Origin of the sequence: Bacillus sp. 5mfcol3.1 (genome assembly GCF_900114335.1) — a bacterium.
Lineage (GTDB): Bacteria > Bacillota > Bacilli > Bacillales > Bacillaceae_G > Bacillus_A > Bacillus_A thuringiensis_S.
Genome location: NZ_FOST01000011.1, coordinates 30870 through 48832, shown reverse-complemented (window position 1 = coordinate 48832; position 17963 = coordinate 30870). Strand labels below are relative to the sequence as shown.

Genomic DNA, 17963 nt, shown 5'->3' with positions numbered 1-17963 from the left:
ACTAGCTAATGCGACGCGGGTCCATCCATAAGTGACAGCCGAAGCCGCCTTTCAATTTCGAACCATGCAGTTCAAAATGTTATCCGGTATTAGCCCCGGTTTCCCGGAGTTATCCCAGTCTTACGGGCAGGTTACCCACGTGTTACTCACCCGTCCGCCGCTAACTTCTTGAGAGCAAGCTCTCAATCCATTCGCTCGACTTGCATGTATTAGGCACGCCGCCAGCGTTCATCCTGAGCCAGGATCAAACTCTCCAATAAAGTTAGTTTGTCTAGCATCTAAAAATAAAAATTGACGTTTCACGTTGTTTGTTTCGTTCAGTTTTCAAAGAACTACGTTTTCGCTCACAAGCGACTTTATCAATATAACATTTTGTTATATTTTCGTCAACAACTTTTTTCAATAAGTTGTTTTTCGTTTGTTTTGCTTGTTACCTTTCGTGGCAACGGATATAAATATACCAGTTTAATTATTAAAATGCAATAGTTTTTCTAATAAAATTTTTAACTTAGTAAAAAAGTATAAAAACAGCACATTTCTTCTATATAAATATAATTTCTCGCACCAGCAAGATCTATTATACCCACGCAACTCATACTCAAATAAAAAAAGCTTTGGAGAAATCTCCAAAGCTTAGTCTTGTTTATGACGCATAGCAGGGAATAATAATACATCACGAATAGATGGTGCATTTGTTAATAACATAACTAGACGATCAATACCGATTCCTAATCCACCCGTAGGAGGCATACCGTACTCAAGAGCTTCGATATAATCATCATCCATCATGTGAGCTTCGTCATTACCTTGCTCACGCTCTTTTAATTGAGCTTCAAAACGTTCTTTTTGATCAATTGGATCGTTTAACTCAGTGAATGCATTTGCATGTTCACGTGCAACGATAAATAACTCGAAACGATCTGTGAATCGTGGATCTTCGTCATTCTTTTTCGCAAGTGGCGAAATTTCTACCGGATGACCGTAAATAAATGTTGGTTGAATTAATTTATCTTCTACTTTTTGCTCGAAGAACTCATTAATGATATGACCAACTTCCATTGTATCCTTAATTTCTACATTATGTTCTTTTGCAAGCTCACGCGCTTCTTCTACACTCATCGGAGTCCAGAAATCCGCTCCAGAGTGTTGCTTAATTGCATCTACCATATGAAGACGTGTCCATTCTGGTTCTAGATTAATTTCATAATCACCATATTGGATCGTTGTTGTACCCAATACTTTTTTCGCAATATGAGCAACCATATTTTCTGTTAGTTTCATAATATCATTATAATCAGCGTACGCTTCATATAATTCAATCATCGTAAACTCAGGATTATGACGAGTTGATACACCCTCATTACGGAATACACGGCCGATCTCATAAACTTTTTCTAATCCGCCCACAATAAGACGTTTTAAATGAAGTTCAATTGCGATACGCATATATAATTCCATATCTAACGCATTATGATGCGTAGTGAAAGGACGAGCAGATGCTCCACCCGCAATCGCGTGCATCATAGGCGTTTCTACTTCAAGATAACCGTTGTCATCTAAATATCTTCTCATTTCACGAATGATTTTACTACGAGTAACAAATGTTTCACGACTTTCCATACTTGTAATTAAGTCTAAGTAACGTTGACGGTATCTTTGTTCAACATCTTTTAATCCATGGTATTTATCCGGCAATGGACGAAGAGATTTCGTTAAAAGCGTAAATCCTGTTGCTTTTACTGAAAGTTCTCCAACGTTTGTTTTGAACACTTTACCTTCAATACCTACTAAGTCACCTAAATCTGCTGTCGTAAATAACTCGTACTCTTCATCTCCAACAGTATCTTTACGAACGTAAATTTGAACTTGTCCGTGTAAATCTTGAATGTGTGCGAATCCAGCTTTTCCTTTACCGCGTTTTGTCATAATACGACCAGCGATAGAAACCGTGATTTCCTTCTCTTCTAATTCTTCTTTAGAGAATTCTCCATATAGACTTACTAAGTCGGTTGTTGAATTTGTGCGTTCAAATCGTTTACCGAACGGATCGATTCCTTGCTCACGTAAATTATGTAGCTTTTCACGACGAACAAGCAATTGGTCGTTTAATTCTTCGTGGTTCATGTTATCCATGATATTGATATCACTCCAGCTCTATTAATTTTTACAATATATACAGTATAGCATTTTCTACTCAACTAGAAAAACTGCCAGCAACTAACTGGCAGTTCTTCTTTCTTTCACGTAATTATAGGAAGTGTGTAGAAGAATGTCAATCTTCTCCGTCCTCCTTATTAACCAACGTAAATTGTTTGTTGTTTCGCCTCTACTTCTTCTACAAATGCACCTAATACATTCGCAAGGTCTTCACGCGTGTTGCAAGTATTGATACCATTACGCACACTCGCATTACCACGAACACCTTTTAAATACCAAGCCGCATGCTTTCTCATCTCTCTTACAGCAACATTTTCGTTCTTTAAATCGATAAGACGATCTAGATGCAACATACATACATCAATTTTCTCACGGACTGTTGGTTCCGGCATTAATTCACCTGTCTCTAAATACTTTACCGTACGATAAATCATCCATGGATCCCCAAGAGCTGCACGACCAATCATAACACCATCTACACCAATCTCATCAAGCATACGCTTCGCATCTTGCGGTGTTTCGACATCACCATTTCCGATAACCGGGATATTCACAGCTTGCTTTACTTGTTTAATGATATCCCAATCTGCTTTCCCTTCATACATTTGCACTCGCGTACGTCCGTGAACCGCCACAGCTTGTCCGCCAGCACGCTCAACAGCTCTAGCATTTTCTATTGCGAAAATATGTTCTTCATCCCAACCGATACGCATTTTAACCGTAACCGGCTTTTCAACAGCATCTACAACCGCTGCTACCATTTCGTATATTTTATTTGGATCTAGAAGCCACCTTGCCCCCGCATCACATTTAACGATTTTCGGTACTGGGCAACCCATATTAATATCAATAATGTCTGCTGTCGTATATTTATCTACGTATTTCGCAGCATCTACAAGCGTTTCTTTCTCTCCACCGAAAATTTGTAAACTTAATGGTTTTTCTCTCTCATCAATATATAACATATCTAATGTTCTTTTGTTATTCAGTAATATTGCCTTATCACTTACCATTTCAGCACAAACTAAACCTGCACCAAATTCTTTAACTGTTAAACGGAATGCAGAGTTACACACTCCCGCCATCGGTGCTAATACAACCGGATTTTTCATCTCAATATTTGCAATCTTTAACAATCAACCTACTCCTTCCCGCACAGTCACTTTGGCATTAATTCATCTATCGAAACATTTAACGCCTTAGCAACTTCTACTACAAAATCTTGAGAAGGCGATCGATTCCCTCTCTCAACTTCACCTAAAACAGATACTGATACCCCTAATTCTTTAGCAAAACCTTCTTGCGTGTAGCCTTTTAGCTTTCGAAAAGCACGAATGCGTCTTCCCCATTTTTCTGCTTCCATACCGTTACTCCCTCTCGCCTTTTCATTTCTTCTACTTGTGAACGTGAAATGTTTTGTTTTATATCCTGATTAATCTCTAACAACGGAACGATAACAAAAGCTCTTTCGAACATCCGCGGATGCGGAACAATAAGATTCTCTGCTTCAATATTCTCTTGATTATAAAGTAAAATGTCAAGGTCGATAGTCCTCGGCCCCCACCTAATTTCCCTTTTTCTTCCTAGGTCATTTTCTACTTTTTGTGTTACTTTCAATAATTCTTGCGGTGATAAATTGGTAGAAATTTTTATAACTAAATTTAAAAAACAACTTTGGTCAGTATAGCCAACTGGATCAGTTTCATACACTGACGAAACATCATCAACTTGAATATACGGACTTTTATTTAAAAACTGAATGGCTTCAGTTAAATACGTATAACGCTCTCCAATATTTGACCCTAATGCAATGTACGCTATATTATTCATGGACGTTCTCTCGTAATTTCTACTGCTACAGCGCGATAATGGCCCGGTATCGGCGGATCTGGTTTAATCACCTTAATTGTACACCGTGAAATACTTTTATATTGCTTTAATATATCTGCAGCAATATTTTCAGCGATACTCTCCACAAGCTTATACTTTCTATCCTCAACAACTTTTCTACATAATTCGAAAAGCTCTCCATAATTGACCGAATGCTCTAAGTCATCACTTTCCCCTGCACGCTTTAAATCCAACTCCACCGTTAAGTCAACTTTAAATCTCTGACCTAATCTATTCTCCTCTGGAAACACACCATGATAACCGTAAAATTCCATATCATGGATATAAATTTTATCCAATTACCTTACCCCCTTACCAATCATCGCATCCATCATTTTAGCCATACGCGCCATTTCTTTCACATCATGGACACGAACAAACTCACAGCCCTTTTCAATACCAAGACAAACAGTAGCTCCCGTTCCCTCAAGGCGTTCCTCTACTGGCAAATCTAATACGTGCCCAATAAAGGACTTTCTCGAAGTACCTAAGAGAACCGGATAACCTAGCACATTTAACTGTTCTAAATTACGCATCGCCTCTAAGTTCTGCTCCGGTGTTTTAGCAAAACCGATACCTGGATCTAAAATAATATTCTCATCTCGCACACCAGCATTTTTAGCAATTTTAATACTGTCATACAAATCAGCAATCATATCCGCCATTAAATTACGATAATTCATATTATCACGGTTATGCATTAAAATGATGGGTACATCATAATGGGCTGCGACTTCAGCAATTTTTGGCTCCGCCTTCGCCCCCCAAATATCATTAATAATATGAGCACCAGCCTCAATTGCTTGCTTTGCAACTTCAGCTTTATATGTATCGATAGATATAGGTAATTTTACTTCTTTTGAAACTGCTTGAATCATCGGGACGACTCGCTTTATTTCTTCTTCTACTGATACTTTAGCAAAACCTGGGCGAGTAGATTCGCCACCAATATCAATAATATGAGCACCTTCACCTTGCATTTCTTTTGCGTGACGTACCGCAGCATCTACCTCGTTGTAACTCCCACCATCAGAAAACGAATCTGGTGTTACATTTAAAATCCCCATAATTAATGTCTTTTCATTTAAATTCAATGTATATTCGCCGCAGCGTAAATCATAATCCCACTTCAAACTACACATCTCCTCTTCGTAATTCATTTCTGCTCCATAATTTCTCTCTTTGCATTCCATAAAGGTACATTAAACTTTTTGTAACCACTCCTACTTTACCCGGGAAATCCTGCGCTTCTATACGATAAAGCGGAACAATTTCTTGAATGGAGTTTGTTACGAAGACTTCATCCGCTGAAAGTAGCTCATCTTTTGTAAAGAAACCTTCCTTTACTTCTATATTTAATTCTTCAGCACTCTTTATAATAAACGCACGAGTGATACCATTTAAAATACCTGTCTCTAACGAAGGTGTATATAAAACATCACCTTTCACAAAAAATAGATTCGAAACAATACCCTCTGCAACATAACCTGCTTCAGTAAGGAAAATACCTTCCTTGCTCACAACATTTCCAATTTCACGCTTACCTAAAATATTATTTAAATAGTGATGAGACTTCAGGCGAAATGTCCCTTCCGGTGTATTTCGCACTTGTTTTAAAATAACACCTTCTTTTTCTACTACATCTCCTGGAGCTGTTAAAGGTTTTATAAAAACAATAACCGAAGGCTCTTCGTATATTTCCGTTTGTAATCCTATTTCATCTATACCCGCCGATACATTAAAACGTACATATGCATGCTTCAATTCATTCTTAGCGAGTAAATCTTTCAAAATAAGCATCACATCATTTTTTGTCATTGTCCATTTAATTTGCAATGTATCCAGCGCCTCTATTAAACGGTCATAATGATCATCCAATAAGAAAGGATGACCATTATAAATACGAAACGTTTCAAAAACTCCAAGACCATATAAATAACCATGATCATAAGGAGAAATTCTCGCTTCACTTGCTTCTACATACTGACCATTTACGTAAATTAACATAATGTCGCACTTGGACTGTATTTACGAATGAAATTCTGCAATAACTCTTTCCCATGAGAAGTCATAATAGATTCCGGATGGAATTGCACACCCTCTATCGGCAATGTCTTATGACGAAGTGCCATAATTTCCCCTTCCTCCGTCCAAGATGTTACCTCTAAGCAATCTGGTAACGTCTCTTTCTTAACAATAAGGGAATGATAGCGCGTCGCAGTAAACGGATTAGGAATATCCGAAAAAATCGTCTTTCCATCATGATGCATAAGCGAAGTTTTCCCATGCATTAATCGCTCTGCACGAACAACTTCTCCACCAAACACTTGTGCAATAGATTGATGCCCTAAACAAACTCCAAAAATCGGAATCTTCCCCGCGAAGTATTTAATAACTTCCATACTAATCCCCGCTTCATTAGGACTACATGGACCTGGAGAAATCATTAGAAAATCTGGTTTCATATTCTCGATATCTGAAATCGTCACTTCATCGTTACGTTTAACAACGAGCTCTTGTCCAAGTTCTCCAAGAAACTGCACTAAATTAAATGTAAAAGAATCATAATTATCAATCATTAATATCATTTCTCTCACCTAACCGTTTCTTCGCTACGTTCTTTTGCACGCCATAAAGCAATCGCCTTTTTTAACGACTCTTTATATTCATTTTCCGGATTTGAATCAATTACAATTCCCGCCCCCGCTTGTACATGAGCTTTTCCATCTTTAGCAAGAAGTGTTCTAATTACAATATTCAATTCTGTATCTCCAGAATAACCAATCCAACCGATTGAACCTGTATAAATCCCTCGGCGAACAGGTTCTAATTCCTCAATAATTTCCATTGTACGTATTTTCGGGGCACCAGTAATTGTTCCACCAGGGAATACAGCCTTCACTAAATCAAAAGCATCTTTATCTTCTTCCACCTCACCACGCACATTAGAAACAATATGCATAACATGTGAGTATTTCTCAATTACCATAAATTCATCTACTTCTACAGTGCCATATTTACAAACACGCCCTAAATCATTTCTTTCTAAATCCACAAGCATTACATGCTCTGCTCTTTCTTTTTCGTTCTCAATTAATTCTCTTGCTAATTCTTCATCCTCTTGCTCATCCGCGCCTCTAGATCTCGTTCCAGCAATTGGTCTTGTACTTACTTCAGTTCCTTGTTTCTTAATTAACAACTCTGGCGATCCACTAACAATTTGAAAATCCCCAAGCTCCAGGTAACCCATATATGGAGATGGATTAATTTCACGAAGACTTGTATAAATTTCTAGTGGATGCGTTTGTAAAGTTCTTTCTTGTCTCGTCGACAAGTTTACTTGGAACACATCACCCGCCCCAATATATTCTTGAATACATTCAACTGCCTTCATAAAGCCTGTTTCTGTAAAGGCAACCGCTTCATTTTTCTTTTTAGGACGTTCAAACGGCATAGTCACTTCAGGCACTTCTGCCACCCAAAGATCCTTCCATTCATTTAAACGTTCTTCTGCTTCTGCATGCTTATCTACATAATGTGTAATAATCCACAATAGCTTTTCTTTTTGATCATAGACAAACACATCGTCAAATAATAAAAAGTATATATCGGGTATATTCAGATCATCCTCTGCAAGAGAAGGGAGTTTTTCGATATAACGGATACAATCATAACTAAAGTAGCCAATTGCACCACCTTGAAAAGGCGGGTACTCTGGATTGTAGTCTGTTTTCCATTTCTCCATATATTCTTGCATTAAATCTAATGAATTCCCTCTTTTTATTGTTTCCTTACCGCTTTCACTTATATGTAACTTTTCACCCTTCCCTTGGATTACCGCTACCGGGTTTAAACCCACTATGTTATAACGACCGCCACGTCCACTTTCCAGCAAAATATGTTGCGGCTTATCCTGAGAAAGAAATTTATATTGCTTAAAGAAATCTAACTGATATGGAATAGAAAGCGCTAAAGATTTTCTTCGTTGCATATCAACACCCCGTCTTCTTTTATCCCACCCTCTTAGATGAACCAGCTCCAACTACATAAGTTATTTATATAGAGATTGATTATACTCGAAGGCTAGTGAAAATAATTTAATTATACTACCTCTTATTTTACATGAAGTTTTCTAGTCATTCACTCTTTTCCTATTTCCAATCCAAAAAGAAAAAGCATCCTTTTTCAAGGATGCTTTTTCAATCGCATTTAATTATGATTCAAATTGATAAAGTGGTGTACTTAAATAACGTTCACCGTTACTCGGGATAATAACAAGTATCTTTTTCCCTTTACCTAACTTTTTCGCAACTTCTGTTGCTGCATAAATAACTGCGCCTGAAGAGATACCAACTAAAATACCTTCCTCTTTAGCCACTCTTCTTGCATATTCAAATGCTTGCTCTGTTTTCACTTGAATAATTTCATCATATACTTCTACATCCAACGTCTCCGGAACAAATCCCGCCCCAATTCCTTGGATTTTATGTGGACCTGGTTTCCCACCAGATAATACTGGTGAATCTGCAGGTTCTACTGCATAAATTTTAATATCTTTATACGCTTCCTTCAGCACTTCACCAGCACCAGTAATCGTTCCACCTGTACCAATACCTGCAATAAACGCATCTAATTGGTCGCCCATTTGTTCAATAATTTCTGGACCTGTTGTTAAACGGTGAATTTCTGGATTTGATTGGTTTTTGAACTGTTGTGGTATAAAGTAGCCATGCTCTTTCGCTAATTCAGTCGCTTTACGAATTGCTCCACCCATCCCTTCAGGACCTGGAGTCAATACTAATTCAGCACCGTAAGCACGTAATAAATTACGACGCTCAATACTCATTGTTTCTGGCATTACTAAAATTGCATTATATCCTTTAGCAGCCGCTACCATCGCTAAACCAATCCCTGTGTTACCACTTGTTGGCTCAATGATTGTATCGCCCTCTTTTAACAATCCCTTTTTTTCAGCATCTTCAATCATCGCTAGTGCAATACGATCTTTAACGCTACTCCCTGGATTCATAAATTCTAGTTTTAAGTATATATCTGCGCTGTCTGATTCTACGATGCGGTTCAACTTAACGATCGGCGTTTTCCCGATTAATTCTGAAACTGATTGTGCCACTCGCATTCCTGTCACTCCTAACACCGAGTATTTTTATTGGTTTTATCTATATTTAGATTTTGTCAGAAAATTCCCTGTTTGTCAATCTATTCGGAGGGTTAATCCCCTTATTACAAATTCTCAATTAAATTTGTAATATCTTCTTTAGAGAACTTGTATCGTTCATTACAGAAATGACAATGAACTTCTGTTTCTTCTTCTTCTTCACGAATTTGCTCTAACTCTGTTTTACCTAAACTAATTAACACACTCTCAATACGTTCACGTGAGCACGTACAATTAAATTGAACATCCATTGTTTCTAATACTTTTACTTTATCTTCTCCAAGGACTGCATATAGTAGCTCTTCTGGAGAAAGACCTTGTTCGATTAATGTTGATACAGGCGGGATTTTTTGCAAACGATCTTCAATGAATGAAATTGTTTCTTCCTGTGCGCCCGGCATAATTTGAAGGATAAATCCACCCGCCGCTAATACGCTGTCATCTCCATTTACAAGTACACCCACACCAACAGAAGAAGGCGTCTGCTCAGAAACTGCGAAATAATACGTGAAATCTTCCCCTAGTTCTCCCGAAACGATTGGAGATTGACCGATAAACGGCTCACGCATACCAATATCTTTAATTACTGTTACAAACCCTTCTGTACCTACCGCTTGATATACACGTAATTTCCCTTGTTCCGTTCCTTCAAAATCAACATGCGGATTCGTTACGTAGCCACGTACATCCCCATTTGCATGAGCATCTACTAAGATAGGGCCAATCGGACCATTACCTTCTACCTTAATCGTTAACTTTTGATCACCTTTTAACATCGCACCCATCATTGTACCTGCAGTTAAAGAACGACCAAGTGCCGCCGAAGCTGTCCTCCATGTATCATGACGTCTTTGTGCCTCACTTACTGTATTCGTTGTACGTACACTATACGCACGTACTTCTCCATCAAACGCTAACGCTTTTACTAAATAATCTTTCATACCTATTTATTCACCTTTCTCATGCTGTAAATTTGCATTACGCTCATATAACATATACAAGCCTTTTAACGTTAAAAATGGATCTACAATATCAATTACATTCGATTCTTCTGAAATTAATTTCGCCAATCCACCTGTTGCAATAACTTTCGGTTCTTGTTTAGCTTCTTCTTTCATACGCTTAACAATACCTTCCACTTGTCCTACATAACCATAAAGAATACCTGATTGCATCGCACTTACTGTATTCTTCCCAACAACACTGCTCGGTTTTGTAATTTCAATACGAGGAAGTTTTGCTGCCCTACTATATAAAGCCTCTGCTGAAATCATAATTCCTGGCGTAATAACTCCACCCATATAATGCTTTTCTTCATTAATATAACAATATGTAGTAGCCGTACCAAAATCAACAATAATAAGTGGACTTCCATACAATTGGATTCCCGCTACTGCATTTACAATTCGATCTGCGCCTACTTCACGTGGATTTTCATATTTAATATTTAGCCCCGTTTTTATTCCAGGCCCTACTACAAGCGGTTTAATTTTAAAATATTTTTCACACATACGTTCTAAAGCGAACATAATTGGTGGTACGACTGAAGACACAATAATACCTTTCACATCTTCAAACGAAAGACCCTCATGATCAAGTAACTGTTTTACAAGCATTCCATATTCATCTTCTGTCTTATGACGATCTGTTTCCATGCGCCAATGCTGACGAAGTTCCCCCTCTTCAAACACGCCTAGTACAGCATTTGTGTTCCCTACATCCAATACAAAAATCATATTCTCACCACTTATCTTATTTAATCTATATTTGTGTAGTATGTATAAAACTTATAAAAACATCATATCACACATACTTATATAATCAGCTTTCCTATCCTCATCATTTTACAAAAAGATTGCTCTCTATTTCAATTTTTAATACTAGTTTTACTTAAATTACTTTATCCACTAAGCCCTTAATAGTAATTAACAAAAATCTTAACAAACAAAAAAGGAGTGACGATAGTCACTCCTTCATTTCTTACTTATCTTCTTTATCTTCATCGTCTTTCTTCATATTGATGTTTACTTTCACATCATCTGAAGATGTTGGACGCTCAGGTAATCTGCCATAATCATATAAATGATTAATTTGCTCTGCGTCTAATGTTTCTACTTCAAGTAACGTTTTCGCGATAATATCAAGCTTATCTCGTTTTTCAGTAAGAATATGTTTTGCACGAGCATAACATTCTTTAATAATTGTTTGCATTTCCACATCAATTTCATGTGCGATTGCATCACTGTAGTTTTGTTCTGAATGGAAGTCTCTTCCTAAGAATACCTGACCACCTTGTGAGCTACCAAATTGCATCGGTCCAAGCTTATCACTCATACCGAATTCCGTAACCATACGTCTTGCAATACCAGTTGCACGTTGGAAATCGTTGTGAGCACCTGTACTTGCTTCACCAAATACAATCTCCTCAGCTACTCGACCACCAAGTAAACCAGTGATTTTATCAAGTAACTCTGGCTTTGTCATGAAGTAACGATCTTCCTTCGGAAGCATTACCGCATATCCACCAGCCTGACCACGAGGGACAATTGTTACTTTATGAACGACATCAGCTTCATCAAGAACAACACCAATTACAGTATGGCCTGCTTCATGGAAAGCAACGATATTACGTTCTTTTTCAGAGATAACACGACTTTTCTTAGCTGGACCTGCAATAACACGATCCGTTGCTTCATCGATATCACTCATGTCAATCTTCTTCTTATCTCGACGTGCAGCTACTAAAGCAGCTTCGTTTAATAAGTTTTCAAGATCCGCACCAGAGAATCCTGGTGTACGAGTCGCAATTGCTCTTAAATTAATATGCTCATCAAGCGGTTTATTACGCGCATGTACTTTCAGTACAGCTTCACGGCCATTTACATCTGGACGATCTACTGTAATTTGACGGTCAAAACGACCTGGACGTAATAACGCTGGGTCAAGAATGTCTGGACGGTTTGTCGCAGCAATGATAATAATACCTTCGTTTGCACCGAATCCATCCATTTCAACAAGTAACTGGTTCAATGTTTGCTCACGCTCATCATGACCACCACCAAGACCTGCGCCACGTTGACGACCTACTGCATCAATTTCATCAATGAAAATGATACAAGGAGCATTTTTCTTTGCATTTTCAAATAAATCACGTACACGTGATGCACCGACACCGACAAACATCTCTACAAAGTCAGAACCACTGATAGAGAAGAATGGAACGCCAGCCTCACCTGCAACAGCACGTGCTAATAAAGTTTTACCTGTACCTGGAGGTCCAACTAATAGGACACCCTTCGGAATACGGGCACCAACTTCAGAAAACTTACGAGGGTCTTTTAAGAATTCAACTACCTCGACAAGTTCTTGTTTCTCTTCATCCGCCCCAGCAACATCTCTGAAACGAACTTTTTTCTTTTCATCATTATATAACTTCGCCTTACTTTTCCCGAAGTTCATAACACGGCTACCGCCGCCTTGAGCCTGGTTTAATAAGAAGAAGAATAAAATGAAGATGATGACAAACGGAATGATTGAAGTAAAGAATGTTACCCAAGCACTTGTTTCTTCTGCTGGTTGATACTTAACTTCGGCACCTTTCGCTTTATCATTGATTTTCTTTTGTAATTCCTCAGTATTTGGTGCATAAGTAACAAATTGTTCTCCTTGGCTAGAGTTATTGAATTGTCCTTTTACCTCAAATACACCATTTTTCGGTTGAAGTTGCACATTACGCACTTCACCGCTTTCTAGTTTAGTAATGAATTTGTCGTAGCTAACTGATGTCGTTTTTTGTGTCGAACCATTAAAATAGCTCACGATTCCAATTACTACTAAGAATATCAGTAAATAAAAGATGGTATTACGGAAGATACGATTCATTCCTAACCTCCTCTCACGGCATAAACACTATAGTAAATCGTAACATAGAAAAACTTTCCTATACAATTGTAAAGCCTGTATTTAATTAATTTGAGTAAACGCTTGGTTTTAATACGCCTACATAAGGAAGATTACGGTACTGCTCTTTATAATCTAATCCATATCCTACTACAAATTCATGTGGAACAGTAAATCCAACATAATCCGCTTTCAGATCAACCTTACGGCCTGTTGGCTTATCTAATAATGTAACAATTTTTACAGACTTCGCTTTACGATATTTGAATAAGTCTACTAAGTAGCTTAGTGTAAGACCACTATCAATAATATCTTCGACGATTAAAATATCGCGACCTTCTACAGAAGTATCAAGATCTTTTAAAATTTTCACTTCGCCTGTTGAAACTGTAGAGTGACCATAACTAGATACAGCCATAAAATCCATTTCAAGATATGTATCTGTTCTCTTTAATAAATCTGCCATAAATGGCATTGCGCCTTTTAATACACCAATTGCAAGAGGTACTGTGTTTTTATAATCCTCTGCAATAACTGCACCTAGTTCGCGCACCTTTTCTTGTATTTGTTCTTCAGAAATTAATACTTTTTCGATATCTTGATTCATCATTTCATTATCCTCCCGGAAGACTCCTTGCTTTTGTAGTGAATAATCATATATTTACCCTTCTTTGCCATCTCTTTCGAAATTGCAAATGCAGATCGCTTCAACAAGGGTACCCAAATAATGTTCCCACTTGCATCACAAACGACCGGCCATTCTTCTCTTTTTTCTTTTGGTACTTTCGCTTCGATAAAAATAGCTTTTATCTTTTTCGTGCCATCCATACCTTGTATTGACATGCGATCTCCATTTTCCCTAGAACGAATACGAAGTGGATATGATATATCATTATACTTAGCAACAAATACTGTTTCATTCATGTTACTTGGTATATCTTCGCTCACCTCTGTTACAAATTCATCCCCGTTCAATAGTGTAATGGTCCCGGGTACTGATAAATCTTGCAAAAAAGGAGAGACAATTTCTTGTTTAAATCTAAAGCTACACTCCTCGTATGTGCGAACAATTTTCAAATCACCTGGAAAATCAAGTGAACCTGAAGGTTGTGTCCGCTTAAAAAACTCAATCACCTTGTCAATATGTATAGAAGAAAGAGAAGATGGAATCTTATATTCATAAAGATAGTTTAATATTAGTTGAATCCCTCTTCTTTGTAAAGGCATAGACATGGATTCAAAGGCAGGAATTGATAAGCTAATTTGTTTATCACTTTTTTTTGTAATTACTTTATTCATTTTCTCAAAAGCTAATTCCTGCAAATAAGCCTCATCCTCTTGCATCTGCACGCTAAATTTTTGGAATTTCTCATGCATTTGTGGATTTTCTTCTTTTAAGTGAGGAAGGACATATTTACGTAATCGATTCCTTGTATATACTTCCTTTTTATTACTCGGATCTATACGTGGAATTAAATTTAGCTTATTACAGTAATCAACAATTTCTTCCTTCGTTACCCCAAGTAACGGCCTAATTAAATATCCATTATGAAAAGGACGCTTCACTGCAATTCCTGCATATCCTTTCGGAGTACTCCCTCTTACAAGACGCATTAAAATTGTCTCGACTTGATCATCTCCATGATGTCCAAGAGCAACATATCTTGCATCATATTTCTTCATTATTCTTTCCAAAAATGCATATCTGCATTCTCTAGCAGCAACCTGTGCATTCATTCCGTATTGCTGTTGATATTGTGATACATTAATCCTTATCGTTTCACAAATAATTCCCAGTTCTTCACAAAGGTCCTGCACAAACTGTAAATCCTCATGAGATTCATCACCTCTAAACATATGATCCACATGAGCTACTACAATTTCCAACTGTTTTTCCGCTCTTTTTTCTAATAAATAATATAAAAGGGCTAACGAGTCAGGACCACCAGAAACTCCCACAACAATTGTTGAATCATTCTTTAATACATCATGCTGCTTTACAAAGTCATCTACTTTTTCAACAAATGTATCTTTCAACTTCGCAATCACCTTTCATTAAACAAGAACAGCAACGTTAGTTACCTTGTCTATAATGGTACAACTTTTACAAACATTGTGCAAAAAAAAGATATACAAAAATTACATTTTTATCTTACATCCTCCGTGTATATTCATAAAATCAATAACATTACCTTTTCCCACAAAAAAACCTAGGTATTCACCTAGGTTTTTAAAATCAAATTATAGATAAACATTCCACTTATATTTTACTGCGCCTGCATTCCTACAATCGGAATCGTAGCCCACTTCGGCATATTTTTCTTCACTTTTGCCACCACAATAGTCATATCATCATTTATATAACCATCACAAGAGCGAATCACTTCTTCCATAATGATATCAGCAATTTCTTGCGGGTCTTCGGTTTGCAATTCTTTAATTTTCCGCTTCATCCATAATTCATGATTCTCTACATGCTGCGCGCCCTCAAAAATCCCATCGCTCATCATAATAAGGATATCGCCCGTTTTTAATTGTTCACCCACCACATCAACTTCAACATCTTCGATGATTCCCATCGGCAAATTACTTGCTTCAATTTTCAAAATATTATTCGCGCGTTTAACAAAACTCGGCGTTGATCCAATCTTTAAAAACCTAGCACTCGCATCCCGCAAATCTACCATAGCTAAATCTAATGTTGTAAACATCTCTTCTGTCGTTCTCAAAGAAAGGATTGAATTGATAGACTTAATAGCTATTTCTTCATCAATACCCGATTGGAGTATTTTTTGTAATAATTTCACCGTTTCCTTACTTTCCATATGAGCTCTTTGCCCATTACCCATACCATCACTAATCGCAAGTGCGTATTTACCAACACTTAAATCCATCATCGCATAAGAGTCACCCGAAACAAACCCACCGCCTTTTGCGGCTGTAGCCAATCCTGTATCAAGAGAATACGTCTTCGCCGAACCAAATGATATTAAACTGTGACCATTCGGATAAGAAGACTTTTCTTCATGTTTAACGACAATATTTTCTTTAAGGATATCCGAAAGCATCGGTGCAACTAACTTTTCACATTCACCATGTTCATTAGATGCAACTGGAATCAACATTTCAATATCAATACTTCCTCTATCTAAACAATAAATATCAACATGCTCTACTTCGACACCAAAATCACGGAACGCTTGCATAATCTGCTCTTCCTGCACTTGATGATTTTCACGCTCTCGTTGTATCTCCTTAGCAAAATCTTCCATAACTTTTGATACACCTAATAGTTGCTCCGCTACTATTCTACGATTTTCCTTCATTTGTTTTCGCAATTTTTGTCCCTCATAGAAGTGATCTAATTCACCCGCTACTAAATCCGTCACTTTTTTCCCTCTCACACAATGCTTGTCCCACTCACGAACTAATTTACGATTATGTTGCAGGGTTCCTTCTTCCGTTTCATTCATTATTTGTTTCATATAATCGTACGTTTTATCGAAATTCACTACCCAGCATTGATCCTTTTTAAAGCACGTTTGACATGTTTTCGCAGTAATTGTACTCAAAAACAAATCTGCTTCTGTCTCTTTATCTTCTTCCTCTACATACCCATATACAGAAAAACTATTAGATAAAGCAGCAAATACATTTGCGAATTGGTTGATTTTGTTCGCTGTAACATCACGCATCCTTCTTAAATATTGTTGTTGATCTTGCGAATGCTCTTGTGTACCTGGCATAAATTTAGCAATACGATCCAAAACAAGCTTTGGCGTTAATAAGAAGATAGCAATCGCTACACCTGACTCAATTAAAGTTGTTACAATATTTGTCTGCTTGTCTACATATAATGTAATTAAGCTTGTCCCTATTAATAAACCTAAACTAACACCTAAACGCTTCCCTTCTTTTAACAACCCACCAAGTAATCCAGAAAAAGCGAGAAGGCTAAGCTGAGACAAACTAGACACATTTGCTAAACTTAATATCAATCCTGTTACGACCCCCACTGTAGATCCTGTAGCAGCACCCGCAATAAATGCAAATACTAGTACTAAATACCTTGTAAAAATATGTTGAATAGAAGCATCATATACAAACCAATCTGTTGTACCCGTTAAAACAGATGCTAGTAATATAATCAAACAAACAATTTCTTCTGTCTCTAAAGCCTGTTGTTTTCCTTTCCTTTCCACTAAAAGCGGGACACTTTGTAAAAATATCATAGTTAATACGAAACTAAGCCCAGCCTCAATGGTACTAACGAGTAAATCGTACATGGTGACAGTTTGTTGCGCAAAATATACAACAACTAAGTGTGCGGTTAATGCGGAGATAAATACTTGAAATGGAACAAGTCCAACGGTTTTACGTGTAAATCTACTAAAGAAGATATTATAAATGAAGAAAGTAAAGATAGATGCAAAAGTAAAAAACAAATTATCTATCGAGACTGAAAGAGCTCCTCCCATTAGAGCTAAAAATGCTAGCGGCATCTTATCCCGCTTCATAACATAAACAGCAGCAAAAAACGGTAGTGCAAACGGTAAAATATTTGTTAATATATATGCTCTTCCCAAAAGAAAACCAATAACAACAATAATAAATCCCCATCTAAAGAAAACTTGTTCGAATTTCATTCGCAACTTACTCGTCCACTTTATTCCTCCAAGCTGACTCTCATTCATTGCCAATGCACTTGTATTCATAGTATTCCTTCCTGCTTTAGGCATATTTTTAACACCACCTGCATAGTTTAATTACTGTCATTATAAAAGATGATTGTTGGGATTTTTGTCAAAACAACAGTTTTCACTTTTATAATCGTTCGACT

16 protein-coding genes and 1 rRNA gene are annotated in these 17963 nt (G+C 37.2%); all 17 read right to left on the bottom strand.

Annotation, left to right across the window (positions count from 1 at the left end; all coding sequences use genetic code 11):
• Positions 1-260: ribosomal RNA gene (locus tag BM089_RS27600) — 16S ribosomal RNA — on the bottom strand; the annotation flags it as partial.
• Between the two features lie 373 nt (positions 261-633).
• Positions 634-2133, bottom strand: a complete 1500-nt coding sequence (gene lysS / locus BM089_RS27595) for a lysine--tRNA ligase (protein WP_000369686.1) — start codon at positions 2131-2133, stop codon at positions 634-636.
• Between the two features lie 161 nt (positions 2134-2294).
• Positions 2295-3293: a tRNA dihydrouridine synthase DusB gene (gene dusB, locus BM089_RS27590; RefSeq protein ID WP_000912249.1), complete on the bottom strand. Its 999-nt coding sequence runs from the start codon at positions 3291-3293 to the stop codon at positions 2295-2297.
• A gap of 23 nt (positions 3294-3316) precedes the next feature.
• The gene (locus BM089_RS27585; protein WP_000387030.1) at positions 3317-3520 is read right to left on the bottom strand and encodes a helix-turn-helix domain-containing protein; all 204 of its coding nucleotides are present in this window, start codon (positions 3518-3520) and stop codon (positions 3317-3319) included.
• The gene (folK, locus tag BM089_RS27580) at positions 3472-3987 is read right to left on the bottom strand and encodes a 2-amino-4-hydroxy-6-hydroxymethyldihydropteridine diphosphokinase (RefSeq protein WP_001059456.1); all 516 of its coding nucleotides are present in this window, start codon (positions 3985-3987) and stop codon (positions 3472-3474) included. The genes BM089_RS27585 and folK overlap by 49 nt, the downstream gene beginning before the upstream one ends.
• Positions 3984-4346, bottom strand: a complete 363-nt coding sequence (gene folB, locus BM089_RS27575; RefSeq protein ID WP_000358070.1) for a dihydroneopterin aldolase — start codon at positions 4344-4346, stop codon at positions 3984-3986. The genes folK and folB overlap by 4 nt, the downstream gene beginning before the upstream one ends.
• The gene (gene folP / locus BM089_RS27570; RefSeq protein ID WP_002103948.1) at positions 4347-5207 is read right to left on the bottom strand and encodes a dihydropteroate synthase; all 861 of its coding nucleotides are present in this window, start codon (positions 5205-5207) and stop codon (positions 4347-4349) included.
• Positions 5182-6054, bottom strand: coding sequence for an aminodeoxychorismate lyase (gene pabC / locus BM089_RS27565; protein ID WP_016513295.1), 873 nt, complete (start codon positions 6052-6054; stop codon positions 5182-5184). Before pabC ends, folP begins: the two co-directional genes overlap by 26 nt.
• Entirely contained in the window at positions 6048-6635 is a 588-nt protein-coding gene (gene pabA / locus BM089_RS27560) for an aminodeoxychorismate/anthranilate synthase component II (protein ID WP_000602297.1), read from the bottom strand. Before pabA ends, pabC begins: the two co-directional genes overlap by 7 nt.
• Positions 6636-6640: 5 nt before the next feature.
• The gene (pabB, locus tag BM089_RS27555) at positions 6641-8038 is read right to left on the bottom strand and encodes an aminodeoxychorismate synthase component I (protein WP_090978610.1); all 1398 of its coding nucleotides are present in this window, start codon (positions 8036-8038) and stop codon (positions 6641-6643) included.
• Between the two features lie 222 nt (positions 8039-8260).
• Entirely contained in the window at positions 8261-9184 is a 924-nt protein-coding gene (gene cysK, locus BM089_RS27550; RefSeq protein WP_069354737.1) for a cysteine synthase A, read from the bottom strand.
• A 104-nt stretch (positions 9185-9288) separates the two neighbouring features.
• The gene (gene hslO, locus BM089_RS27545) at positions 9289-10164 is read right to left on the bottom strand and encodes a redox-regulated molecular chaperone HslO (protein WP_000656367.1); all 876 of its coding nucleotides are present in this window, start codon (positions 10162-10164) and stop codon (positions 9289-9291) included.
• Positions 10165-10170: 6 nt separating this feature from the next.
• A complete protein-coding gene (locus tag BM089_RS27540) occupies positions 10171-10959 on the bottom strand; it encodes a type III pantothenate kinase (protein WP_000578365.1) in 789 nt (262 codons plus the stop codon).
• Between the two features lie 244 nt (positions 10960-11203).
• The gene (ftsH, locus tag BM089_RS27535) at positions 11204-13105 is read right to left on the bottom strand and encodes an ATP-dependent zinc metalloprotease FtsH (protein ID WP_001079669.1); all 1902 of its coding nucleotides are present in this window, start codon (positions 13103-13105) and stop codon (positions 11204-11206) included.
• A gap of 85 nt (positions 13106-13190) precedes the next feature.
• Positions 13191-13733 (bottom strand): hypoxanthine phosphoribosyltransferase, encoded by a 543-nt coding sequence (gene hpt / locus BM089_RS27530; RefSeq protein ID WP_000981846.1) that lies wholly within the window; start codon positions 13731-13733, stop codon positions 13191-13193.
• A complete protein-coding gene (gene tilS, locus BM089_RS27525; protein ID WP_000655457.1) occupies positions 13730-15160 on the bottom strand; it encodes a tRNA lysidine(34) synthetase TilS in 1431 nt (476 codons plus the stop codon). Before tilS ends, hpt begins: the two co-directional genes overlap by 4 nt.
• 230 nt (positions 15161-15390) lie before the next feature.
• Positions 15391-17862 carry a stage II sporulation protein E gene (gene spoIIE / locus BM089_RS27520; RefSeq protein WP_001123550.1) on the bottom strand — a complete coding sequence of 824 codons (2472 nt, stop codon included), beginning with the start codon at positions 17860-17862 and terminating at the stop codon, positions 15391-15393.
• Positions 17863-17963 lie beyond the last annotated feature (101 nt).

What these genes read in the sequence shown, in the direction of transcription:
- BM089_RS27585 (WP_000387030.1), bottom strand. Translation starts at nt 3,520, where the DNA reads ATGGAAGCAGAAAAATGGGGAAGACGCATTCGTGCTTTTCGAAAGCTA.
- pabC (WP_016513295.1), bottom strand. Translation starts at nt 6,054, where the DNA reads ATGTTAATTTACGTAAATGGTCAGTATGTAGAAGCAAGTGAAGCGAGA.
- pabA (WP_000602297.1), bottom strand. Translation starts at nt 6,635, where the DNA reads ATGATATTAATGATTGATAATTATGATTCTTTTACATTTAATTTAGTG.
- pabB (WP_090978610.1), bottom strand. Translation starts at nt 8,038, where the DNA reads ATGCAACGAAGAAAATCTTTAGCGCTTTCTATTCCATATCAGTTAGAT.
- spoIIE (WP_001123550.1), bottom strand. Translation starts at nt 17,862, where the DNA reads ATGCCTAAAGCAGGAAGGAATACTATGAATACAAGTGCATTGGCAATG.
- cysK (WP_069354737.1), bottom strand. Translation starts at nt 9,184, where the DNA reads ATGCGAGTGGCACAATCAGTTTCAGAATTAATCGGGAAAACGCCGATC.
- folK (WP_001059456.1), bottom strand. Translation starts at nt 3,987, where the DNA reads ATGAATAATATAGCGTACATTGCATTAGGGTCAAATATTGGAGAGCGT.
- hslO (WP_000656367.1), bottom strand. Translation starts at nt 10,164, where the DNA reads ATGAAAGATTATTTAGTAAAAGCGTTAGCGTTTGATGGAGAAGTACGT.
- lysS (WP_000369686.1), bottom strand. Translation starts at nt 2,133, where the DNA reads ATGGATAACATGAACCACGAAGAATTAAACGACCAATTGCTTGTTCGT.
- folP (WP_002103948.1), bottom strand. Translation starts at nt 5,207, where the DNA reads ATGAATTACGAAGAGGAGATGTGTAGTTTGAAGTGGGATTATGATTTA.
- ftsH (WP_001079669.1), bottom strand. Translation starts at nt 13,105, where the DNA reads ATGAATCGTATCTTCCGTAATACCATCTTTTATTTACTGATATTCTTA.
- BM089_RS27540 (WP_000578365.1), bottom strand. Translation starts at nt 10,959, where the DNA reads ATGATTTTTGTATTGGATGTAGGGAACACAAATGCTGTACTAGGCGTG.
- hpt (WP_000981846.1), bottom strand. Translation starts at nt 13,733, where the DNA reads ATGATGAATCAAGATATCGAAAAAGTATTAATTTCTGAAGAACAAATA.